Origin of the sequence: Nocardia sp. NPDC051570 (assembly GCF_044454005.1) — a bacterium.
Taxonomy (GTDB): domain Bacteria; phylum Actinomycetota; class Actinomycetes; order Mycobacteriales; family Mycobacteriaceae; genus Nocardia.
In genome coordinates, this window is the sequence record NZ_JBITDI010000002.1 from 445,529 (window position 1) to 465,568 (window position 20,040).

The window sequence follows — 20,040 nt, forward strand, 5'->3', positions numbered from 1 at the left end:
GAGAGATCGTTATATCGATGAGTCGAGGAAAGCGGATGCGATGCACTGGGACCAGATGAACGCCACGCCCGATGACCTACGCAAGCGGGCCACGCGGCTGCGGCGAGGGGTCGGCCAGCTCGGGCTGCTGGAGGCGCTCATCGATGCCGCCTACGGGCCCTGGCTGGGCGCCATGGACGCCGACGGGCGCGGCACCGCGGAACTGCGGATGCATCTCGCCGGGCAGTACCGGATCACCGCGGTGGTGACCAGCGCGGGCAAGCTCAACCTGGTCCAGCTGGCCGATCCGGACAGCGAATTGGTGCTCGCTTCCAAGCCCGCGCTGCGCCGCGGCTGGACCGACACCGAACCGATGCCCAAACAGCCCGACTGGATCGAATACGTCGTCAGCTGGCTCGAGAACGCCAGCACCCATGTCGATCGCGGCGCGGTGATCGCCTGGCGGCTCGAGGGCGCCGACCGCCGCCTCGTCGCCATGGACGACACCATCGAGAGCCTGCGCGCCAGCCTCCTGGAACGCGAACAACTCCGCGCCGACCTGGCCACCGAAATCGCCCAGCTGCGTACCGAACTCGATACGCTCCCGCCGCAGGCCGACGCCCCCGTGACCCTCATCCCCGTCCCGGCCGCTCCTCCCTCCGAGGCGCCCGCCGATGTCGCGCCGGATCCCGCTCCCGCTGATTCGTTGCCGGACAACACCTCCACCGACGCGGTGAATCAGACCGCAGTCCGGCAAACGACCCAGGTCATCATCTAGTAACTCGCCGCAGGCACTGCTCGACTGTCCGCAGCCGCACTCCCACTTCCTTTCTGGAAGATTGGCGCCGAAACCGGCTCGCGCTCTAGCATTTTCATGTACCGAGCAGTTCACGACAGCGAAAGAGCCTCATCATGATACTTGCGGCCCTGCACGACACCGTTCTCGCTCAGCTCGGTAATCCGACTCCCGAGACACCGCCCGTCGCGGATAAGCTGATGCGGCTCGTCCGGTACTTCACCTGGTTCGTGCTGTTGTCCGGCGTGCTCGGGATCACCTATGCCGGTGGCCGATTCGCCTGGGACAAGTGGACCGGCGGCGGCTCGCAGGCGCCGCGGATGGTGGCGGGGGCCATGATCGGGGGCATCGTCGCCACCAGTGCGGGCACGATCATGAACGCGGTCATCGGATCCTGAACGCGCGACAGTGAACATCCGATGATCCGCTCGCACACCCGCGCCCACGGGGCCACAATCGACGTGTGCCGATAGACCGAGCCGACGCCGACTACTCCTGGGAGTTGCGCCACGACGACCGGGTGGTCGAATACGGCGCCCTGTCCTGGGACGACGCACATCCCTGGACGGGCAAGGCCGCGGCGAGCCCGTACGAGATGGGCAGCGAGCTGTTCGATCTGGCGTGCTCCACCGCGCTGGAGGATTGCCGCGACGCCGTCGTCGATGCCCGCATGGACGGCCGTCCCGATCCTGCCCCGATCGGCCGGCTCGCGGTGATCCTGCGCGACGCCGAGGGCGGCGAACTGATCTCGATGACCGCCCGGCTGATCCACCTGCCGATCACCGACGAGTACGTCGACGAACAGATCGCCATGCTGCGCGCGAGCGAGGAGGAGGATCGCCGGCTGGCCCTCGCGCGGCTGCAGCACCCCGAGCAGCCGCCCACCTCCCTGCTGATGATGAATTACGCGGCGGAGCAACCCCTTCCACCGCTGGATCCACCCGACCCGCCCGATCCGGATCGGCAGCGCATCGACGACCTCGAACGCGAGGCGGAGAATCTGCGCGAGAGCGTTGTCGATCCGGATCACTGCCGCCGCAAGCTGTTCGAGGCGCAGCGCCGCCTCACCGAGGCCGAACAGCAGATCGAGCGCGCCCCCGGCGAGGACGCCGCGATCCACGTGGCCCGCTGCGCCGAACAGGTGACCCTCTGGCACAGCCGCTCGGCCGAATCCACCGAAACCTACCTGCGCGCCGCCGCATTGGACGCCGAGGCGAACCGCCTGCGCCGGACGAGCTAGCGGCGCGGGCGATTACCCTCGCAGCGTCGGGATCGGGGCCAGGATCCCCCACTCCTGCAGATTGATGATCATCCTGTGCAGCAGCCACATCAACTCGGTCGTCATCCCTAGACCATGCGCCCGGCACGGCCGTGATCACCAGGGTCAGGGCCGCTGCCACATCGGATCGCGGCCGAGCAGCGCCACGATCGCATCCATCGGCGTCGATGCCGAATCCTCGCTCAGCGACGGCAGATACATCCCGCCCGGCCCGTTGAGAACGCTCCCCGGTGCGGTATTGGCCCGCGCGAGCGGCAGTGCGGCCGCGAGCAACCGATCCGGCACCGGGCATTCCCGGCCCACCGCCCGCGCCAGATCCCAGCGATGCACCAGCATGTCCACGAAGTGGATTCCCAGGACACGCTCGGTGGTCGCGCGGCCGAGCAGCCGCAGTCGCATCTGCCCGCCGCTGTTCTCCGCGGCCGCCAGCCACCGCCCGGTGATCCGGGCGAAGTCGTCGCGAGGATCGTCGGCGTGGTCGTCGAGCGGACCGAGCGCCGCCGAATTCACGGACTCGTGCTGGGAATTCATATGCTCGATCAGATCCCGGACGGTCCAGCCGGTGCAGGGCGTCGGCGCGCCGAGTTCGGATTCGGACACGGTGGCCACGTCGTGGCCGAGCAGTGCCAGGGCGGTCGCATCCAGTCGCAGCAGATCACTCATGGTTCACCTTCGATAACGTACGGTCATTCGCCATATCTATAGCGAACGATCGTACGTTAAGATCGGGGACATGTCTCCCCGCAGTTCCCTCGCCGACGCGGCCCGCACCCGCGAACGGATCGTGCGCACCGCCGTCGACGAGGCGTCCCGAATCGGCTTGGAGGGCTTGACGATCGGCGCGCTGGCCGATCGCCTCGGCATGAGCAAGGCGGGTGTGATCGGCCCCTTCGGCACCCGCGACATCCTGCAGGGTGAGGTCCTCGAGCGGGCGAGCCTGATCTTCCGTACCGCGGTCGTCGACCCCCTCGCCGGAGTGCCGCCGGGACCGGATCGGCTCGCGCGGCTGATCGACGCCTGGATCGACTATCTCGCCGACTGTCCTTTTCCCGGTGGATGTTTCGTCACCTCGGTCTCGGCCGAACTCGACGGCCGTCCCGGCCCACTGCGTGACCGGGTGCGCGCGGCGGTCATCGACTGGCACACCCTGTTGACCGCCGAAATCGCCGCGGCACAGCAGGATTCGACCGTCTCGGATCGCTTCGCCGAGGAGATCGCCACCACCCTCGTCGGCATCTCCATGGCCGTCAATCAGGGCATCCAACTGCTCGACGACCGGTCCGCCGCCGCGCGCGGCCGTCGCGCCATGCGCCACGCCGCCGGACTCACCGGGTGATCCGTCGGTGTGCCGGGGCGGCGCGATCGGGCCCGGGCGGGCAGGATCGACTCGGAACCGACTCGTCCTCGTCCCTGGAGGTTGTCCATGCCGCTGTCGCATCCGTCCGGTCCGCGTGCTCGCGCCTCCGAACAGGTCGCGGTGAATCCGGTCTTCACCCGGGAGCCGATGTCCATCCCGCGCAACCGGATGCCGGCCGGGGATCTCGATCCCGACACCGCCTATCAGATAGTGCACGACGAACTACTGCTCGACGGGAACGCACGGCTCAATCTCGCCACCTTCGTGACTACGTGGATGGAGCCGAAGGCCCGCGAACTGATGAGCGAATGCTTCGACAAGAACATGATCGATAAGGACGAGTATCCGCGCACCGCGGAGCTCGAGCACCGCTGCGTGCGCATCCTCGCCGATCTGTGGCACGCCGAGGATCCCGACCGCGCCATCGGCTGTTCGACGACCGGTTCCAGCGAGGCGTGCATGCTGGCGGGGCTGGCGCTCAAACGTCGCTGGCAGCACCGCCGCCGCGCCGCGGGCCTGTCCACCGATCGGCCGAATCTGGTGATGGGCATCAACGTTCAGGTGTGCTGGGAGAAGTTCGCCAACTACTGGGAGGTCGAGGCGCGGCTGGTTCCGCTGTCCGGCAACCGTTTTCACCTCACCGCGGAGGAAGCGGTGAAGTACTGCGACGAGAACACCATCGGCGTGGTCGCGATCCTGGGCTCGACCTTCGACGGCAGCTACGAACCGGTCGCGCAGATCTGCGCCGCGCTCGATGAGCTGCGGCGGCAACATGATTGGGATATCCCGGTCCATGTCGACGGCGCGTCCGGGGCGATGATCGCACCGTTCTGCGATCCGGAGCTGGAGTGGGACTTCCGGCTCGCGCGCGTCGCCTCGATCAACACCTCGGGGCATAAGTACGGGCTGGTGTATCCCGGTGTCGGCTGGGTGGTGTGGCGCGACCGCGCCGCCCTGCCCGAGGATCTGATCTTCCGGGTGAACTACCTCGGCGGAGAGATGCCCACCTTCGCGCTGAACTTCTCCCGGCCGGGCGCGCAGGTGATCGCGCAGTACTACACGTTTCTTCGCTTCGGCCACAAGGGATTCGAACGCATTCAGGGCTACTGCCGCGAGGTCGCCTCGAATCTGGCCGACCGGATCGCGAAGCTGGGCCCGTTCCGGTTGCTCACCGATGGGCGCGAGCTACCGGTGTTCGCCTTCACGCTGGCCGATACCGAGACCGGCTATTCGGTCTTCGACGTCTCGGCCGCGCTGCGCGAACAGGGCTGGCTGGTGCCCGCCTACACCTTCCCCGCCGAGCGCGAGGATCTGGCGGTGCTGCGCATCGTGGTGCGCACCGGCTTCAGCCACGATCTGGCCGATCTGCTGCTCGATGCCTTCGAACGCGCGATCCCACGGCTGCGGGCACAAGATCGCCCGGTGCGTGGACCGGAATCCGGCGGCTTCGCGCACGGCACCGAATCACGGTGAGCGTCAAGGGTTTTCAGCCGCGACCGTGGCGCAGTTCGTAGGCCTCGCGCTCGGCCGCGGCGCGGCGGCGCTCGGTGACATCGGCGAGCGCGGGATCCAGATCGTGCCGAACCAGGCGGTGGCGGCGGTAGACGTACATCAGCGCGATGGTGAAGTAGATCAGCGGGATGTACAGCAACGCCATCATCGACAGGCCGACCCACAGCGGCCCCGGAACCAGCAGAAACAGACACAGCACCGGAATCATCGGAATGAGGAACCGCAGCAGATAGCGGCGCCCGGCGCCCGGTCCGGTCAGATCCTCGAGTACCCACTCGCGCATCGACGGCGGCAGCGTCGCCCCGCCGATGTAGCGCACGCGCTGAACGAGATTGGGGGTCTGTCGCTCCATCAGTTCTCCCTACCTACCGGCGCCCGCCGGGCCGCCTCGTTGACGCGGGTCAGCACCGCGCGCAATTCCTCGAGATCCGCCAGGCTCACCCCGAGCCGCCGCACCACCGCGGGCGGTATCTTCTCCGCCTCGCGACGCAGCGCCCACCCGGCCTCGGTGAGGTCGATCAGCAGCGTGCGCTCATCGTGCTCGTGGCGGCGGCGGGTGATCACCCCCGCGGCCTCGAGCCGCTTGAGCAGCGGCGACAGCGTCGGCGAATCCAGCTGGATCGCCTCGGCGATCGCCTTCACCGACATCGGCGCCTCGCCCCACAGCGCGAGCATCACCAGATACTGCGGATGGGTCAGGCCGAGCGGTTCCAGCAACGGCCGATACACCGCGAGCACCGAACGATTGGCGACCGCTAGCGCGAAACACACCTGCCGGTCCAGCCGCAACGGATCTTCGATCTCCACGGCATGAGCTTAACGCGCCAACAGTTAGCGCACAAACTGTTCGTGCGTGATGTGCGTCAACCGAGGATCGCCGAGTGCTACACCTCCGGCTCGGAGAGATGTCGGACACGGCACGTTCGCACCGTTATTCCCTTGTGGGGCACTGAATTCGATACTCGAAGGCCTGCTGGAAGCCACGAGGATGACCGGCGCCGACGGCACCGCCCGAACAGCCCGATGAAAACGCTCTTCACCGCTAAACATCCTGACGCGACTAGATAAGGACAGCGGATATACCGCATCGCGAACATACCGCTACCGAACAAGTCGTGCTTGCCCCACAGTTGCGTTACATACCCCGAACCCTTTTCCGATCCCCTCGAGCGCAATCGGTCGCGAGTGGCCGGGCACCGACCATGATGAGCGGCATGAAGAGCGTCGCGCCGGGCAGGGATTCGGAGGGCCAGCAAAGGGACAACTGCGCAGCGAGACCGGAGACATCGATCTACCCTCGGATTCGTGGGTAGGCACATCGGACGGGCAATCGCCGCCCAGCGCAAGATTGCCGGGTTGAGCCAGCGGTAAATGGCTGGTCGTGCCCAATACAGCCTCAGCATGGTCAAGGCCGTCGAACAAGGCCGCGAAGTGGCGAGCCCCGGTTTCATCGTGGCGGTCGCGGGCGCGCTCGGTGTCGACGTCGAGCGGTTGCAAGGGGTGCCCTATGAGGGCTCGCTCGAGGATGATGGGCCGCTGGTGGGGCTGATGGATCTCCGCACGATTCTTGTCGAGGGTGCGTATGTGAAGGCGGACGAATCGCTCGGCCTCGTGGCGTTGGCAGCTGAATCGGCAGCGGTGGAGGTGGCTTTGCGCGGGGATCGGACGCGGCGGGCGTTGGCGATGCTGCCCGGTCTGATTCGGAGGTTGCACGGTGCGCTTCGCGATGCGAGGACCGGAGACGAATGCGCTCAGGTGTATGAGATGCTTTGTGCTGCATACATTGCCGCGGAGTGCGCGTGCTATCGGCTTGGTTACTCGTCGCTCACCGCCTTGGTGCTCGACCGGTTGGACTGGGCCGCTTCTCATGTCGAGGATCCGGGTTATGCGGTGCGGAGTCTCATGAAGCGGTCTCGGTTGCTGATGTCGCACGGGGCAACGGATGTCGCTTTGGCGTTGGTGGGGCGCGGATTCGAGATACTTCCGGGAGAGAGTGAAGGCGAGAGGGTTCTGCGCGGGTACGGGCATCTTCGCGGGGCGATCGTTGCCGCGCGTGGCCGCCGGTTGGAGCTGGCGCGTTCGCATATCGACGAGGCTCGGGCGATTGCCCGGCCCATGACTTGCGAAAGCAATCTCTACACAACGGATTTCGGACCTGGCAATGTCGAAATCCACGCTTGTGCGGTGGAATTGGAAGCGGGCGATCCCGGCAAGGCCGCACGCGAGGGCGCGGCGCTGCACCTGCCGCCCGGTATGGCCGCACCGCGCATAGGCCACCATTGGCAGGACAACGCACGCGCCTGGCTGATGTCCGGCAAACCCGATCGCGCACTCACCGCACTCGACAAGGCCCGCGCCGCAGCACCCCAACAGACCCGGCTGCACCCCTCGGTACGGGAAACCGTCTACGGCATCGCCGCAGCCCAACGCCGACAGACCGGCAGCCTGCTCGGGTTCGCCTCCTGGCTCGGTGCCATGGTGTAACAACGGATGACACGATGGCCCTATGAATGATCAGGGCGAGCCCGTTCTGTATGCCATCGTGACCGGTTCACCGATTGCGGGGGATGTCGGCACACTCGTGGATCTCGCACAGGCCGACGGGTGGGACGTGTGCGTGGTCGCTTCGCCGTACGGGCGCAGGTTCATCGATGTCGATGCGCTCGAGGCGAAGACCGGGCATCCGGTGCGGAGCGAGTACAAAGATCCGGGAACCCCGGATGTACTCCCGGAGGCCGATGCCATTGCGGTTGCGCCACTGACATGTAACTCGTTGGCGAAATGGGCCGCCGGGATCTCCGATACGTTGCCGCTCGGTCTGGTAGTCGAGGGGGTCGGCAAGAGGTTGCCGATCGTCGCCGTACCGGCGTCCAATCGCGCGCAGATCAGCTTTCCGGCCATTCAGAGCGGGATGCGCAATCTCGCCGAGTGGGGTGTGACGATCCTCGGGGAGGATGTCTATCCGCAGCCCGAGCCCGGGACCGGCGGACACCGCCACCTGTTCCCGTGGCCGTTGATTTGGCGTGCGGTGCTGGAACATCCGTGGCGTTGACGCGGTGCCCGCTGCCAGCGTGAACAAGGTGAGCTCGCCCCCGACGCCCGATCGGCCGGGCCGCATGCGGTCCGGCCGATCGGGTCGAATCCGGTGCTCGCTTACTGTTCCTGGCTGAAATCCGTTGCCAGACCGCACCATTGCCACTGGCCGTTGTTCTTCTGCCAATTCACGGCGACATCCTCGGTGTTCACATACTGCTTGTACCGGTCGGGAACGTTGCTGAACCACAGATGAGTGGTGGACTGCCCCTTATCCGCACCGTTCTGCGTCACGCCGACGATGTCGATATGCGGCTGCACATCCTTGAGTTCATCCGCCAGCGCCGCATCCCGATAGGGGATCATCTGGGCGATCAGCTTGTCGGCGTCGGGCTTGGAAGCGGCACATGCCATCTGGACCAGTTGATCGGGGTTCTTGGAGACAATGGCGTTCACCGCGTTATTGACCGCGGACGTCAAACCCGCGTCGACGGCGCCGGTGCCTCCGGAGGCGGCGGCCGTGCGGCCGAATACCGCGGGCGGATTCGGCATCGGGTATCCGGACCCGCCGATGTTGTTGTCGAAGGCGGTCTTCCAGCTGCCGTCGGCGATCATATCCGAGACTGCCGTGGTGAGCTGCTGCTGCCGGTTCGTATCACCCTTCTTCAGGCCGATACCGTAGTACTCCCGGGTGAACGGCTTACCGACCAGCTTGAATTCGCCCGGGCTCTGCGCGGCGTATCCGGCGAGGATCACGTCATCGGTGGTCACGGCATCGACCGAACGGTCGCGCAGACCCGCGACACAATCGGAGTAGGTCGGACGCTCCATCAACTGCGCCTGCGAGGAGAAATCGTCCTTGATCTTGGCGGCCGCCGTCGATCCGGCGGCGGAGCAGGTCTTCTTGCCGTTGAGACCCTCCGGACCCGCGATATCGGGATTATCCGCCCGAACCAGCAGCGACTGCCCCGCGATGAAATACGGCCCGGCGAAGGAAACCTGTTCGCTGCGTTGCTTGTTCATCGAGTACGAGGCGACCACCAGATCGACCGTACCGTTGTTGATCATGTCCTGGCGATTATCGGATTGGACGGTCTTCCAGGTGATACCGCTCTCGGCGACACCGAGCTTCTTCGCCACATACTTGGCGACGTCGATATCGAACCCGTGGTACGTCCCGTTCGCGTTTCGCATACCGATACCCGGCTGATCGGCCTTGACGCCGATCGTCAATGAGGAAGCTGAGGGCTTCTCGGCTGCATTGTTCTTGTCGTCCTTGCTACTACAGGCCGCAACGAGCAGTGCGCCCATGCAGAGCGCCACCAACATCCGTTTCCTCACGAGCGAGTTCATCGATGAACCCTTCCTGTTGTGTGGAGTGCGCGCGAAATCAACCTCAAAATCACATACTTACCGGTCTTTCGGTTTTACCGGGCGAGATTGGAGATATTGCGACCGGCTCGGCATCCCCGTGCATGCCTCAGAGCCCGACCCGCTGGTGTTCGACCACACTCGGCACAACTTCTCGATCATGGACATCGGGTGAGTATGGACTTCCACGTGTACCGGCTGGGATGACCCGCCATCTCGCAGCCCGACCTCATCGACCCGGCACGACACCGGCGCGCGCCGAGTCGGCGCTAGCGCAGATGGGTCCGCAGGAATGCTAGGGCGTTGGGCAGCGAGGCGATGAATGCGCCGCTGTGGTCCTGGCCCGGGTATCGGTCGAGGGTGACGTGGATGCGGGGGTTGAGGTCCTGCAGGGTGGTGGCGTAGGAGTCGGTGGTCGTCGGGGGGACATCGATGTCGGCGGTGCCGTAGCCGAGGGAGATGTCGGTGGGCAGGTTGTCGTCCCGATAGCCGGTCAGTTCGGCGATATCGGATTCGAAGGTGGGCGTGGGGTTGTCGGGATCGGCGACCAGGGCCTCCGGGCGGAGGCCGCCGGCGGCGGACACCAGCTCCGAAAGGCATCGGGTGGTGGCGCTTTCCACGTAATCGCGGCCGAAATCGGAGAGATAGGGGGCCACCCGCTCGGGGTGGAGTTCCCGCAGGGCGGCCAGGAAGTAGGCGGCGTAGGCGACCTGGTTCGCCGAGCCGGTCGAATCGCGGCGGAACATCTCGCGCAGGCTCCGCGGCGGATCGGTGCGCAGACCGGTCGCGATCACACCGCGCAGTCCGGCCGCCGCACGGCCGCCGCTCTCGGCGTACAACGACGCCGCGCTCATCGCCGCGTGCGCGCCCTCGGACTGGCCGATCACCGCCCAAGCGCTCGACAGTGGGACCGGCGCCGTGCGAACGGCCGCGACCGCGTCCAGGATCGAGGCGCCCTCGACGGCGGTGTTGTAGTAGCTGAACTGCCCGGGGGCGCCCAGGCCCTGATAGTCCGGGGCCAGCACGGCATAGCCGCTGTCGAGGATGCGATTGAAATACGTGCTGTTGCGGTCGGATTGGGGGCGGCGCGACGGCGCGCAGGAATCCCCGATACCGACCGTCCCGTGCGCCCACACCACCAGCGGCCAGCCACCGGCGGGCGGCAGCCCGCGCGGCAGATACAGCGCGCCCGAGGCCTGGGCGGGTGCGCCGCGCTGATCGGTTGTGGTGTAACCGATTTCGATCGACAGTGCGGACGCCGCGAAGGCGCGGGCCGGATCGATCGGCTCGACACCGGTCAGCGAACCCTGCGCCGCCGCCGACGGCGCGGTGAGGCAGAGACACAGACCGATCGCGGCCAGTGCGGCCGCTACTCGACGACGGGACAAAGCGGACATGCCGCATAACGTACCGCTACCCACCGACATCCACGCGGAGGCAGACTGGCACGGGTGACCGACCACGTGGGATCGCGACCGCAGTACGACGTCTTCGCCGACGAGTTCCTCGAACATGCGCGCGACGGCTTCTACAACGCCCACCACGACCGCCCGGCCTGCCTCGACCTGCTCGGCGAGGTCGGCGGGCGCAGAATCCTCGACGCGGCCTGCGGCCCCGGCCTGTACGCCGAGGAACTACTCGCCCGCGGCGCCGAGGTCGTCGGCCTCGATCACAGTCCGCGCATGATCGAATTGGCCCGGCAGCGAGTTCCGCACGCGATCCCGAATCCGCGTACCGCGCAACCTGTCAGGGGTCCCGTCTAGAGTCCTCGAACGCAGGATCCGACACAGCGCGGACTCGAGGTCCGCGAACCACTCGACGCTCTGGAGGATATGGTCATGTCCGACACCACGATTCGGCGCCGCATCCCGATCCTGATCTACCGTGATATCGCGGCCGCTCACGAATTCCTCTGTGCCGCATTCGGGTTCGAGCCGGGCCGACTGGAACGCGCCGAGGACGGCACCGTCGTGCACGGCGAGGTCACCGCGGGCGACGGCGTGCTCTGGCTGCATCAGGTTTCCGAGCAGTTCGGCCTGGTCTCCCCCGCCATGGCGGGCGTATGCACCGAGGGCATGTCGATCGTCGTCGACGATGTCGACGCCCATCATCGCCGCGCCGAACAGGCGGGGGCCGAGATCGTCTACGCACCGACCGATCAGCCCTACGGCTACCGCGATTACAGCGCCCGCGATCCTGAGCGGCGGCTGTGGTCGTTCATGACGCCGCTGTCGTGATCGCGTCCGGCAGGCAGCAGCCCGGGGCCGGGGCGTCCTCGGCCAGGGGGCTGCCGGTGGGCAGGACGTAGAGGACCTCGAGGACCAGGGGTTCGGTGCCCTCGTTGCGGCCGATGTGGACATGGTCACCGCCGGGTTGTTCGGTGAACAGGTTGCCGGTGGGGTGATCGCCGTCGGGGGTGCAGGTCGCGGTGTAGTGCGACAGCCGGCCGCTGCGGACCGCGGCGTAGAGGGTGCCGTCGTGGAAGTGCCAGCCGGTGGTTCCGCCCGGTGCGATGGTGAGTTCGCGCAGGATGTAGTCCGTGCCGCCGACCGTGTACTGCGCCAGCGTCACGCCGGTGATACCGCTGGAGGGTGTCGCGGACGCGACCGCCGCGGGACCGGCGATCACGATCGCCGCCAGCACCCCCGTCGCCCCCAGCCTGGACATCATGATCGTGATCGTAATGTGGTCGACGCCACACGGATCGGTTATCGGCGGCGTGCCCCCAATAACGGGTGTTGACGGATTCTCCGGCGGCGGGCGATTGCCGGGCCGACTGGTCGGGTAACCAGTGAACGAGCTGATCGATCTTCATGCGGAAAGGGGTGGTGATCGTGGCCCGGGTCGCAGATAATGCCGCGGATTTGCTCGAGCGGCAACATCGACGGATCGAGGGGTTGATCGCCGAGGTCAGAGCGGGGGGTCAGCCGGAGGCGTCCTTCACCGAACTGGTTCGGTTGATCGCCGCGCACGAGAGCGTCGAGGAGTCGCTGGTGCATTCGGCCGCGGACCGTTCCGGTGTCGAGAGCACCGAGGCGCGGCTACGCGAGGAGCGGCAGCTGCTGGATACGCTGGCCGAACTCTACGAGCTCGGCGTCGCCCATTCGGAATTCGGGCGCAGATTCGAGGCATTCGCGGATATGGTCGCAATGCATCTGGCCTCCGAGGAGGTGCAGGAGTTGACGATCCTGCGGCACGGCGCCTCGACCCTGGACGCCCGGCGGATCGCGGCGGCCATCGAATTGGTCGAAACCTTCGTTCCGCCACGCGGATCCATCGAGGGACAACGCCCCGCACCGCCATTGCCGCTGTTCACCCGGCTGTGCGATGCGGTCGACGCCGGACTCGGCCGTGCCTGAGGGCGTCGATGGAAAAGAAATGCCGCGAAACCGATCAGGTTCCGCGACATGTCACTCTGCGATCAGGCGCTGGCCTTCTCGTACGCCGCCACGACATTGGCCTGGATGCGACCGCGATCGGAGACGTCGAAGCCGTTCTTGCGCGCCCACGCACGAATGGCGGCGGTCTGCTCACGGGCGGCGGCCGGGCGGGCCGGACCCGAGGTGCGAGGACCGCGACCCACCTTGCGGCCGTGCCCGGTCCACGGTTCGAACATCTCCCGCAGCCGCCCCGCGTTGAGCAGCGACAGATCGATTTCGTACTCGACCCCGTCGAGGGCGAACGTCACCGTCTCCTCGGCGGGGGATTTGCCGTCGAAATCATCGACGAGTTCCACAACGACCTTGCGCGCCATGATGATTCCCTTCGTTGTCGATAGAGCCGAGGCTGAACGCGTGGTACCCAGGGGCTATCGTCCGATATTTCCGGCGTGAACCGTAGCATCCCGACATCCGCGACTACCACGGCGCGGTAGCGAATACCGCAGGGGCGCTTATGCCGAGGGGAATAGCTCGGCGGTATCCAGGAGTCCGTCGGCATGATTGCCGCGCGCGCTAATGGGGACCACCGAGCCCGGACAGTACCGTCTGGTTGTTGCACCCGGTTGGTGTCGGCGTGCGGGTATCGAGGCGTTGTCGCAGCCAGTGGAACGCAGGGACCCAGCCTGTCTCTATCGTGATGAGGTGCTCGGCTGTCCGGTCATAGATATAGGTGACCGAAGTTCCTGCGGCGCAGTATTTTTCGACGATCCGATCGGTGGTGACCGCAGGAGTCACCTCGTCGACCAGGCCCTGGTAAACGAACAGCGGTGCGGTAGGGGCGGGTGCGCCCAGTGCGATCCGATCGAGAGTCGCCCTGATCGGCGGCAGCGCCAGCAATTGATCAACAGGCAGGTCCAGATATTCCCGCCAGTTTCTGAACAGGTTCGAGATCAAGACGCCGAACACGCATTGCGACCGGATCTGGTGCAGCACAGTGTCCCCCGCAGGGGTCAGGTGGGGGCGGAGTGCCGCCTTGAAATCGGGGTAGGCGCCGTACAGAGAGGCGAGACCGCTCCCGATGAGGCCGGATAACGGCCCGCCGTTCGTTGCCCGTACTGCCGCGCCGAGGTCGGCTCCCGGAGCGCTCAACGCGATGCCAGCGATATCGAGTTCGGGTGCGTAGCCGGGCTGCATCTGGGCCGCCCATGCGGTAGCCAGGCCACCGCCGGAGTATCCGAACAGACCGACCCGGGTGTGCGGCCCGAGACCGAGCGGAGCGAATTGTTCGGCCGCACGAATGCCGTCCAAGCTCATGTAGCCGGGTTCCTTGGCGACGGCGAAATGGCCGAATCGGCCCTCGAAGTCCGGCACGGACACGACCCAGCCTTCGCTCAGCTGCTGCAGAAGAGGTAGCACCTGAGCGGTTGTGGCCAGATCGAATGGGGAGCCCGCCTGCAACGTGTACGACGGCACGCAGGCCGGGCCGGAGGCGTCCTCGTAGATTTGGTAGGACAGCAGCGGCGGGTTCAATCGTGCGGCATCGGGGAGAATCACAGTGGTGACGGTGACGTCGGGATTGTCGAACAGATCGGTGCTGCGGTAGAGCAGCTGCCATGCCTGGGCCGCCACCGGCAAGCCCACCCGCACCGGCCGTGACCGCAGGACCGTGCCCGGTGCCGCGGCCGCGAAATCCGCTGGCGGCTGATAGAAGGGGTCGACCTGCGGGGCCTGTGGCGCCGCGCCCGCGACGCCCGGTGACAGCAACGCTGGAGCGGTCAATGCCAGGACGAGGGCCGCCGCGGCGATACCGATTCGGCGCCCCCGCGACAGTCGCGTCTCAGCAGACATACCGTTCTCCCTGTGCTCGGTGATGCCCCGTTCGGCGGGTTCGGTTGGGGTGCTGGGTGTTACTGGTGGGTGGGGAGTTCGGGGTGGAAGAAGTCCGCGAGTTTTGCCGGGAGGCCGGGAATGTGTTCGTAGGGGGACAACACGGAGAGAGCGGGGGTGCCGCCGGTGGGGTTGTGCCAGACGTGGATGTCCCAGTAGCGGCCGTGGGTGGCTCCGGGGGCGACCATAGGGAGCGGCAGCATATCGCCGGCGACTTCGCCATGGTAGCGCTCGGGTGGGGGTTGCGGGATGAAGTCCCAGTCGAGGAGTGAGTGCACACCCTGCTCGTGGACGAACCAATCCTCCTGCGCCACACAGAGATCGGCGGATGGCGGGACGGCGCCCGGGGTGTACATGATGCCGTGGCCCCAACCGATCAGCTGGTAGGGGAACTGGGGTCGATAAGGGTCGCCGTCGTATGGCAGGCCGGGGTCGGGGCGGTACATCAGTACGCCGGGGTTTCCGGAGCGGACCTGTTGGTCGATGATCGCGTCCGGGCGAGCGAAGGACGTGCCGATGTCCTCGAAGCTGGCCAGCATATGCAGCGGGATGGCGTACCCGAGAGCCGCCAACGCGGCGAGGTCATCGGGCCCGCGGAGCGTGGTGAGGCGGCCGAGCCGCGCCATCAGCCGCGCCTCGTCCTGGCGCAACGAGGCGTCCCGTGCCTCGCCATCGCAGTAGCCGACGCCGTTCACCTGCGGTTGGGAGTGTTCATGCGCCACCGCCGGCCCGGCCAGCCACACTGAAAACACCATCACCACAACGAACGCAGAGCCAGCTCGAGCAATCCGCATGGCCGGATAATAGCCATCGGACATTGATTTCCGGGCAGGCGCACCGCCTCGAATCGCCCCGGCACATGGCAGATGAACCTGTCGTCACCACGCTGCACAGCCTTTCGCCCGTGCTGTCCGGGATTGTCGGTGCCCGATGCGAGACTCATCGACATGCGATGGGCGGTGGCGGCGACGGACGACGGTGGCGCCCGCCTGTGTCCGCTCGACCGGGACGGCCGCCCCGCGGGACCGGTGTTGCGCGAGCCCTCGCTCGCCGAGGCGGTGCGGGCACGCCCCGAGGTCGAGCGGTGGGTGTGGCGATCCACGGCCGAGATCTACCGCCGCCTGCTCGCCGACGGTGTCCGGGTCGAGCGCTGCTATGACGTGGAGGTCGCCGAATCTCTGCTGATCGGCCATGAACAAGGCCAGGCGGGACAGGCTCGTTCGCTGGCGGCCGCGTGGGCGCGGCTACATCATCTGCCCGTCCCGCCGGACGCGCCGACCAGGGCCGCCGAGACGCAACCGTCGCTGTTCGAATCGGGCCCGGTACCGCTGCCGCCCGGCACCGACGAATTCACCGCCCTGCTCGAGGTCTACGCGGGACAGCTGACCCGCACGGCGAAGGCCGAGTATCCCGACCGGATGCGGCTACTGCTGGCCGCCGAATCGGCGGGCATGCTGGTCGCCGCAGAGATGTCGCGCATCGGGATGCCCTGGCGCGCGGACGTGCACCGCGAGGTGCTCGACGGGCTGCTGGGCGAGCGCTTCGCGGGCGGGGGCGAACCGCGCCGGTTGGTGGAGCTGGCCGAGGAGGTCTCGCGGGCGTTCGGGGAGGGCGTGCGCGTGCGCCCCGATCTGCCCCAGGACATCATCAAGGCCTTCGCCCGCGCGGGAATCCTGTTGTCCTCCACCAGGAAATGGGAGCTGCAGCGGATCGATCATCCCGCGATAGCGCCGCTGCTGGCCTACAAATCGCTCTACCGGCTGCATACCGCCCACGGCTGGTCCTGGCTCGAGCAGTGGGTGCACGACGGCCGCTTCCGCCCTGAATACCTGCCCGGCGGAACGGTTTCCGGCCGCTGGACCACCAATGGTGGTGGTGCCCTGCAGATTCCGAAGGTGATCCGGCAGGCGGTCCGCGCGGATCCGGGATGGCGGCTGGTGGTCGCCGACGCCGATCAGATGGAACCGCGTGTGCTCGCCGCGATCTCGCGCGATCCGGGGCTGATGGAGGTGGCCGGTCGCGGCGAGGATCTGTATGCGGATCTGGCCGCCCGCGCCTTCGGCGGCGACCGCGACCAGGCCAAACTCGCCCTGCTGGGCGCGATCTACGGCCAGACCTCCGGCGACGCCCTCACCCACGTGGCCGAACTCCGCCGCCGCTATCCGGCCGCGATGGCCTATGTCGACGAGGCGGCCCGCGCGGGCGAGGAGGGCCGATTGGTCCGCACCTGGCTGGGCCGCACCTGCCCGCCGCTGTCGGCCGACCCGGCGGATCTGCCCCAGGACAGCGAGATTCCCGCCGGCTACGGCAACACCTCCGCCGCCCGAGCCCGCGGCCGCTTCACTCGCAACTTCGTGGTCCAGGGCAGCGCCGCCGACTGGACCCTCCTGGTCCTGGCCACGCTACGAAACACCCTGGCCCACAAGGCACTCCGCGCCGAACTGGTCTTCTTCCAACACGACGAGGTCATCGTGCACTGCCCCGCCGAGGAGGCCGCGACGGTCGCCGCGGCGATCACCGACGCCGCCGACACCGCGGGCCGAATCACCTTCGGCCCGACACCGGTGCGATTCCCGTTCACCACGGCGGTGGTGGAGAGCTACTGGGACGCCAAGTAAGGAATGGCTTGTGCATTTCCTGTCACAGGCCACGAAATCGGTTCCAAGGCATGGGTTTCCGACGAGGACGCTCCAGGAGCCGGACAAATATGAGATCACGGTCCAGCTGGTTGCGTTATTCGCGGTCGATAGGCAGCTATTTCTGCTGACTTCGGTCGAAAAGCGCTGCAGCGCTCAGGAAAACGATCTGGGTGAGGATCCGGTCGGGTCGTCGCTGTCTCCATGCGGTGACCAGCAGGCCGCGATGGGCCGCCAGATGCTGGGACAAGACATCGTGCCCGATGCCGTGCGCCCGCCCGAAGTGCTGGTAGGCAGCGGAGAAGTCGCGGGCGGCCAGGGTGGCCCGCCCCTGCTCCATCTCGAATTCGTAGGTGGTGTCGGCCATTCTCAACCCCCAGAAGCTCAGACCGACAGGCTATCAGTCCCGGACCGACCGCACCAGTAAATCTGTTGTACCGCACACTATTCGACTCGGTCCGGCGAGCGGCTCATCGCTCCACGATGGCAGGATTCGCTCGGCGGACTTCGTGAGGATCGAACGACCTCGGGCCAACGGAAAGCGGCGCATTGCGGGCCGGAGGAACACTGTCTACTATTGGCTGTAGTAGACCAAGGGCAGGGGGGGACCTATGAGGGACAGTGCGGGTGCGAACGAGGCCGAACCCGAGCGGGGCGACAGCATGCCCTTGGCGACGCGAATGATCACATCGGCCTCGCAGTTCGCCAACAGACACGGGATCTATCTGGGTCGACGTTCGACGAAAGTGCATGTGGCCCTCTATCGGCGCTCCAACGGCAGAATCGGCGGCCACCTCCCCGGATGGCCAACGGCCGAAATCCTGCTGCTGGATCATGTCGGAGCCAAAAGCGGGAATCGGCGCACCTCGCCGCTGATGTACCACGCCGACGATAAGTTCGTCGCGGTAGTGGCCTCGAAGGGTGGTCAGCCGACGCACCCGGCCTGGTTCCACAATCTGAAGGCCAACCCGGACACCACGATTCGGATCGGCTCACAAACACGCCCTGTCCGGGCACGCGTCGCAACAGACGCGGAACGAGATCAGCTGTGGCCCGAGTTCGTCGCGTTCTATCCCGGGTACGACTTCTTCCAGCGCAACGCACAAGGCCGCACAATCCCGATCGTGATCCTCGAGCCTCGCTGAGGAGTGTGAGACACAGTCTCAGCGTCTGTTCCAACGCAGTCTCGTAGCTGATGAGCGGGCACTCCGAGCTTCGGCTGGAAGAGCGTTGGGTATCAATGCATTTGCTTCGCGACGATCTGCTATCACCACACCTCGGATGACCTTCGCCTCGAAATCACTGATATCGGCCGAGGAGGCCCCCGCGTCGCCAATTACCTCAGCGGGGCGTACGACCAACTCCTTCACCCACTCACCTGACCAGCGAGTGCCGTTGCACTACTGAGCCACCGTGGTGGGGCGGTCCGCAGGATTCTCGATTTCGGCCCGGCCGCTCAACATGGTCAGGCAGGCATCCATGTTTTCGAGGTCGGCGGCCGCGGCGTTCGCGATCGTGTCCAGCGCGGCGCGCGCCGCGAGCAGATCGCTGATGGCGTTGTCGAGGCGTTCGCGTTCCTTGTGCAGGTCGGGCAGTATGCCCGGGCAGGCGGGATCGAGTAGTTGTCCGTCGACCACCATGCACGGCAGTAGTTCGGCGATGGTCGCGGTGTTCAAGCCGGCGGCGAGCAGTTGCCGGATTGCCCGGACCGTGGCGATATCGCCGTCGGAGTAGTCGCGATACCCGCTCGACATTCGGTTCGGCGACAGGAGGCCCTGCTCCTCGTAGTAGCGCAGCAACCTCTGGCTGACCCCGGTCCGCCGGGAGAACTCACCCATCCGCATGTGACGACCACCACCTCAGTTGACTCTCACATTGATGTGAGACTGCAGTCTAATTCGTATGACGAATCAGCACATTTCCCCGATCAGCATCATCGGTCTCGGCCCGATGGGTACCGCGCTCGCCGAAACGCTATTGGCCCATAACCATTCGGTGACTGTCTGGAACCGCACCCCGGGTAGGGCGGATGCTCTTGTCGAAAAGGGTGCGCGCCCTGCGGAATCCAGCGCAGTGGCGATCGCGGCGAGCCCGATCAGCATCGTATGTCTCAGCGATTACGACGCCGTGTGGCAGGTGCTCGAACCGGCCGGTGCCGCCGTATCCGGTCGTGCTCTGGTGAATCTCACCTCCGGGACACCGAATGAGGCTCGTGCGGTGCAGGATTGGGTGACCGCGCGCGGCGCGGGCTACCTCGACGGCGCGATCATGGTGCGCCGACGATGGTCGGCGATCCGGAATCGGTGTTCCTTTACAGCGGTTCGCGTGAGGTCTTCGATGCCCACCGGGTGACCCTCGCCGACTTGGGTGATCCGCGCTACCTTGGTGCGGATCCGAGCCTCGCGGTGCTCTACAACACCGCGTTGCTCGGCCTCATGTACACCACCATGAACGGCTTTCTGCATGCCAGCGCGCTCGTCGGGACGGCGCACGCCGACCCTGCCGAATTCGCCGATCTCGCCGTGAACTGGTTCCTGACCGACGTCGTCGCACCGATGGTCTTCCAGCAGGTACCGAACCTGCGCAGCGGCTCCTACCCCGGCGACGTCGGCACCATGCTCATGAATCGAAACGCCTTGGACCACATCGCCCGAACAAGCATCGAACAGGGAATCCATTCGGAACAGCCGACTTTCAATCGCGATCTCGCTGATCGGGCGATCGCGGCAGGGCGTGGCGAAGAGAATTACTTCGCGATCTACGAGATCTTCAAACAGGCGACGGTGTAGGGATTGTCGTCAAGGTTGGTG

The 20,040-nt window shown here is 66.4% G+C and carries 24 protein-coding genes and 1 pseudogene; 14 read left to right on the forward strand and 11 right to left on the reverse strand.

Annotated elements, in window-relative coordinates; translation table 11 throughout:
• Positions 1-40 precede the first annotated feature (40 nt).
• From ACIA76_RS05740 to ACIA76_RS05750, 3 genes are all read left to right on the forward strand, one after another.
• Positions 41-757: a hypothetical protein gene (locus ACIA76_RS05740; RefSeq protein ID WP_397148878.1), complete on the forward strand. Its 717-nt coding sequence runs from the start codon at positions 41-43 to the stop codon at positions 755-757.
• A 134-nt stretch (positions 758-891) separates the two neighbouring features.
• A complete protein-coding gene (locus ACIA76_RS05745; protein WP_397148880.1) occupies positions 892-1,173 on the forward strand; it encodes a hypothetical protein in 282 nt (93 codons plus the stop codon).
• A gap of 65 nt (positions 1,174-1,238) precedes the next feature.
• The gene (locus ACIA76_RS05750) at positions 1,239-2,015 is read left to right on the forward strand and encodes a hypothetical protein (RefSeq protein WP_397148882.1); all 777 of its coding nucleotides are present in this window, start codon (positions 1,239-1,241) and stop codon (positions 2,013-2,015) included.
• Between the two features lie 144 nt (positions 2,016-2,159).
• On the opposite strand, the gene ACIA76_RS05755 is transcribed toward ACIA76_RS05750, so the two are convergent.
• On the reverse strand, positions 2,160-2,717 hold the full coding sequence (locus ACIA76_RS05755; protein ID WP_397148884.1) for a TIGR03086 family metal-binding protein: 558 nt from the start codon (positions 2,715-2,717) through the stop codon (positions 2,160-2,162).
• 70 nt (positions 2,718-2,787) lie between these two features.
• Here ACIA76_RS05755 and ACIA76_RS05760 point away from each other — a divergent pair, with 70 nt between their 5' ends.
• The gene (locus ACIA76_RS05760; protein ID WP_397148886.1) at positions 2,788-3,390 is read left to right on the forward strand and encodes a TetR/AcrR family transcriptional regulator; all 603 of its coding nucleotides are present in this window, start codon (positions 2,788-2,790) and stop codon (positions 3,388-3,390) included.
• An 87-nt stretch (positions 3,391-3,477) separates the two neighbouring features.
• Complete coding sequence (locus ACIA76_RS05765) at positions 3,478-4,884, forward strand: glutamate decarboxylase (protein WP_397148888.1); 1,407 nt, start codon at positions 3,478-3,480, stop codon at positions 4,882-4,884.
• Between the two features lie 13 nt (positions 4,885-4,897).
• Here ACIA76_RS05765 and ACIA76_RS05770 read toward each other — a convergent pair whose 3' ends face one another.
• Positions 4,898-5,275 carry a DUF5313 family protein gene (locus tag ACIA76_RS05770; RefSeq protein ID WP_397148890.1) on the reverse strand — a complete coding sequence of 126 codons (378 nt, stop codon included), beginning with the start codon at positions 5,273-5,275 and terminating at the stop codon, positions 4,898-4,900.
• Positions 5,275-5,730, reverse strand: a complete 456-nt coding sequence (locus ACIA76_RS05775; RefSeq protein WP_397148892.1) for a MarR family winged helix-turn-helix transcriptional regulator — start codon at positions 5,728-5,730, stop codon at positions 5,275-5,277. The genes ACIA76_RS05770 and ACIA76_RS05775 overlap by 1 nt, the downstream gene beginning before the upstream one ends.
• A gap of 564 nt (positions 5,731-6,294) precedes the next feature.
• Between ACIA76_RS05775 and ACIA76_RS05780 the strand changes: the two genes are divergently transcribed.
• Both ACIA76_RS05780 and ACIA76_RS05785 read left to right on the forward strand, forming a co-directional pair.
• Positions 6,295-7,407: an XRE family transcriptional regulator gene (locus ACIA76_RS05780; protein WP_397148894.1), complete on the forward strand. Its 1,113-nt coding sequence runs from the start codon at positions 6,295-6,297 to the stop codon at positions 7,405-7,407.
• A gap of 22 nt (positions 7,408-7,429) precedes the next feature.
• Complete coding sequence (locus ACIA76_RS05785) at positions 7,430-7,975, forward strand: flavoprotein (RefSeq protein ID WP_397148896.1); 546 nt, start codon at positions 7,430-7,432, stop codon at positions 7,973-7,975.
• A gap of 512 nt (positions 7,976-8,487) precedes the next feature.
• On the opposite strand, the pseudogene ACIA76_RS05790 reads toward ACIA76_RS05785, so the two are convergent.
• A pseudogene (locus ACIA76_RS05790) lies at positions 8,488-9,309 on the reverse strand (glutamate ABC transporter substrate-binding protein); the annotation flags it as partial.
• 287 nt (positions 9,310-9,596) lie between these two features.
• A complete protein-coding gene (locus ACIA76_RS05795) occupies positions 9,597-10,724 on the reverse strand; it encodes an alpha/beta hydrolase family protein (RefSeq protein ID WP_397148898.1) in 1,128 nt (375 codons plus the stop codon).
• A gap of 54 nt (positions 10,725-10,778) precedes the next feature.
• Between ACIA76_RS05795 and ACIA76_RS05800 the strand changes: the two genes are divergently transcribed.
• Both ACIA76_RS05800 and ACIA76_RS05805 read left to right on the forward strand, forming a co-directional pair.
• Positions 10,779-11,090, forward strand: a complete 312-nt coding sequence (locus ACIA76_RS05800; protein ID WP_397148900.1) for a class I SAM-dependent methyltransferase — start codon at positions 10,779-10,781, stop codon at positions 11,088-11,090.
• A gap of 75 nt (positions 11,091-11,165) precedes the next feature.
• Complete coding sequence (locus tag ACIA76_RS05805) at positions 11,166-11,564, forward strand: VOC family protein (protein ID WP_397148902.1); 399 nt, start codon at positions 11,166-11,168, stop codon at positions 11,562-11,564.
• On the opposite strand, the gene ACIA76_RS05810 is transcribed toward ACIA76_RS05805, so the two are convergent.
• Positions 11,545-11,997, reverse strand: a complete 453-nt coding sequence (locus tag ACIA76_RS05810) for a cupin (RefSeq protein ID WP_397148904.1) — start codon at positions 11,995-11,997, stop codon at positions 11,545-11,547. The two genes, ACIA76_RS05805 and ACIA76_RS05810, sit on opposite strands and share 20 nt — an antisense overlap.
• Positions 11,998-12,161: 164 nt before the next feature.
• Between ACIA76_RS05810 and ACIA76_RS05815 the strand changes: the two genes are divergently transcribed.
• Positions 12,162-12,686, forward strand: coding sequence for a hemerythrin domain-containing protein (locus ACIA76_RS05815; RefSeq protein ID WP_397148906.1), 525 nt, complete (start codon positions 12,162-12,164; stop codon positions 12,684-12,686).
• Between the two features lie 62 nt (positions 12,687-12,748).
• Here the strand turns inward: ACIA76_RS05815 and ACIA76_RS05820 are convergent, their stop codons facing one another.
• From ACIA76_RS05820 to ACIA76_RS05830, 3 genes are all read right to left on the reverse strand, one after another.
• Positions 12,749-13,081 carry an Lsr2 family protein gene (locus tag ACIA76_RS05820; RefSeq protein ID WP_397148908.1) on the reverse strand — a complete coding sequence of 111 codons (333 nt, stop codon included), beginning with the start codon at positions 13,079-13,081 and terminating at the stop codon, positions 12,749-12,751.
• 199 nt (positions 13,082-13,280) lie between these two features.
• Positions 13,281-14,555, reverse strand: a complete 1,275-nt coding sequence (locus ACIA76_RS05825; RefSeq protein ID WP_397148910.1) for a lipase family protein — start codon at positions 14,553-14,555, stop codon at positions 13,281-13,283.
• A 59-nt stretch (positions 14,556-14,614) separates the two neighbouring features.
• Positions 14,615-15,349, reverse strand: a complete 735-nt coding sequence (locus tag ACIA76_RS05830) for a hypothetical protein (RefSeq protein WP_397148912.1) — start codon at positions 15,347-15,349, stop codon at positions 14,615-14,617.
• A gap of 192 nt (positions 15,350-15,541) precedes the next feature.
• Between ACIA76_RS05830 and ACIA76_RS05835 the strand changes: the two genes are divergently transcribed.
• The gene (locus ACIA76_RS05835; protein WP_397148914.1) at positions 15,542-17,212 is read left to right on the forward strand and encodes a bifunctional 3'-5' exonuclease/DNA polymerase; all 1,671 of its coding nucleotides are present in this window, start codon (positions 15,542-15,544) and stop codon (positions 17,210-17,212) included.
• A 136-nt stretch (positions 17,213-17,348) separates the two neighbouring features.
• On the opposite strand, the gene ACIA76_RS05840 is transcribed toward ACIA76_RS05835, so the two are convergent.
• Positions 17,349-17,597, reverse strand: coding sequence for a DUF3703 domain-containing protein (locus tag ACIA76_RS05840; protein WP_397148916.1), 249 nt, complete (start codon positions 17,595-17,597; stop codon positions 17,349-17,351).
• Positions 17,598-17,841: 244 nt separating this feature from the next.
• Between ACIA76_RS05840 and ACIA76_RS05845 the strand changes: the two genes are divergently transcribed.
• Positions 17,842-18,375 (forward strand): nitroreductase family deazaflavin-dependent oxidoreductase, encoded by a 534-nt coding sequence (locus ACIA76_RS05845; protein ID WP_397148918.1) that lies wholly within the window; start codon positions 17,842-17,844, stop codon positions 18,373-18,375.
• A 255-nt stretch (positions 18,376-18,630) separates the two neighbouring features.
• Here ACIA76_RS05845 and ACIA76_RS05850 read toward each other — a convergent pair whose 3' ends face one another.
• Positions 18,631-19,074, reverse strand: a complete 444-nt coding sequence (locus ACIA76_RS05850) for a MerR family transcriptional regulator (RefSeq protein ID WP_397148920.1) — start codon at positions 19,072-19,074, stop codon at positions 18,631-18,633.
• 58 nt (positions 19,075-19,132) lie between these two features.
• Here ACIA76_RS05850 and ACIA76_RS05855 point away from each other — a divergent pair, with 58 nt between their 5' ends.
• Together ACIA76_RS05855 and ACIA76_RS05860 are read left to right on the forward strand one after the other, a co-directional pair.
• The gene (locus ACIA76_RS05855; protein WP_397148922.1) at positions 19,133-19,582 is read left to right on the forward strand and encodes an NAD(P)-dependent oxidoreductase; all 450 of its coding nucleotides are present in this window, start codon (positions 19,133-19,135) and stop codon (positions 19,580-19,582) included.
• Positions 19,513-20,019 carry a hypothetical protein gene (locus ACIA76_RS05860; RefSeq protein ID WP_397148924.1) on the forward strand — a complete coding sequence of 169 codons (507 nt, stop codon included), beginning with the start codon at positions 19,513-19,515 and terminating at the stop codon, positions 20,017-20,019. Before ACIA76_RS05855 ends, ACIA76_RS05860 begins: the two co-directional genes overlap by 70 nt.
• Positions 20,020-20,040: the final 21 nt, after the last annotated feature.

Excerpts from the sequence above, each read along its gene's own strand:
- ACIA76_RS05850 (WP_397148920.1), bottom strand. The coding sequence starts at position 19,074 with ATGCGGATGGGTGAGTTCTCCCGGCGGACCGGGGTCAGCCAGAGGTTG.
- ACIA76_RS05840 (WP_397148916.1), bottom strand. The coding sequence starts at position 17,597 with ATGGCCGACACCACCTACGAATTCGAGATGGAGCAGGGGCGGGCCACC.
- ACIA76_RS05835 (WP_397148914.1), top strand. The coding sequence starts at position 15,542 with ATGCGATGGGCGGTGGCGGCGACGGACGACGGTGGCGCCCGCCTGTGT.
- ACIA76_RS05760 (WP_397148886.1), top strand. The coding sequence starts at position 2,788 with ATGTCTCCCCGCAGTTCCCTCGCCGACGCGGCCCGCACCCGCGAACGG.
- ACIA76_RS05810 (WP_397148904.1), bottom strand. The coding sequence starts at position 11,997 with ATGATGTCCAGGCTGGGGGCGACGGGGGTGCTGGCGGCGATCGTGATC.
- ACIA76_RS05825 (WP_397148910.1), bottom strand. The coding sequence starts at position 14,555 with ATGTCTGCTGAGACGCGACTGTCGCGGGGGCGCCGAATCGGTATCGCC.
- ACIA76_RS05785 (WP_397148896.1), top strand. The coding sequence starts at position 7,430 with ATGAATGATCAGGGCGAGCCCGTTCTGTATGCCATCGTGACCGGTTCA.
- ACIA76_RS05740 (WP_397148878.1), top strand. The coding sequence starts at position 41 with ATGCACTGGGACCAGATGAACGCCACGCCCGATGACCTACGCAAGCGG.
- ACIA76_RS05795 (WP_397148898.1), bottom strand. The coding sequence starts at position 10,724 with ATGTCCGCTTTGTCCCGTCGTCGAGTAGCGGCCGCACTGGCCGCGATC.
- ACIA76_RS05770 (WP_397148890.1), bottom strand. The coding sequence starts at position 5,275 with ATGGAGCGACAGACCCCCAATCTCGTTCAGCGCGTGCGCTACATCGGC.
- ACIA76_RS05765 (WP_397148888.1), top strand. The coding sequence starts at position 3,478 with ATGCCGCTGTCGCATCCGTCCGGTCCGCGTGCTCGCGCCTCCGAACAG.
- ACIA76_RS05855 (WP_397148922.1), top strand. The coding sequence starts at position 19,133 with ATGACGAATCAGCACATTTCCCCGATCAGCATCATCGGTCTCGGCCCG.
- ACIA76_RS05820 (WP_397148908.1), bottom strand. The coding sequence starts at position 13,081 with ATGGCGCGCAAGGTCGTTGTGGAACTCGTCGATGATTTCGACGGCAAA.
- ACIA76_RS05805 (WP_397148902.1), top strand. The coding sequence starts at position 11,166 with ATGTCCGACACCACGATTCGGCGCCGCATCCCGATCCTGATCTACCGT.
- ACIA76_RS05830 (WP_397148912.1), bottom strand. The coding sequence starts at position 15,349 with ATGGTGTTTTCAGTGTGGCTGGCCGGGCCGGCGGTGGCGCATGAACAC.
- ACIA76_RS05780 (WP_397148894.1), top strand. The coding sequence starts at position 6,295 with ATGGCTGGTCGTGCCCAATACAGCCTCAGCATGGTCAAGGCCGTCGAA.
- ACIA76_RS05745 (WP_397148880.1), top strand. The coding sequence starts at position 892 with ATGATACTTGCGGCCCTGCACGACACCGTTCTCGCTCAGCTCGGTAAT.
- ACIA76_RS05755 (WP_397148884.1), bottom strand. The coding sequence starts at position 2,717 with ATGAGTGATCTGCTGCGACTGGATGCGACCGCCCTGGCACTGCTCGGC.
- ACIA76_RS05860 (WP_397148924.1), top strand. The coding sequence starts at position 19,513 with ATGGTCGGCGATCCGGAATCGGTGTTCCTTTACAGCGGTTCGCGTGAG.
- ACIA76_RS05845 (WP_397148918.1), top strand. The coding sequence starts at position 17,842 with ATGAGGGACAGTGCGGGTGCGAACGAGGCCGAACCCGAGCGGGGCGAC.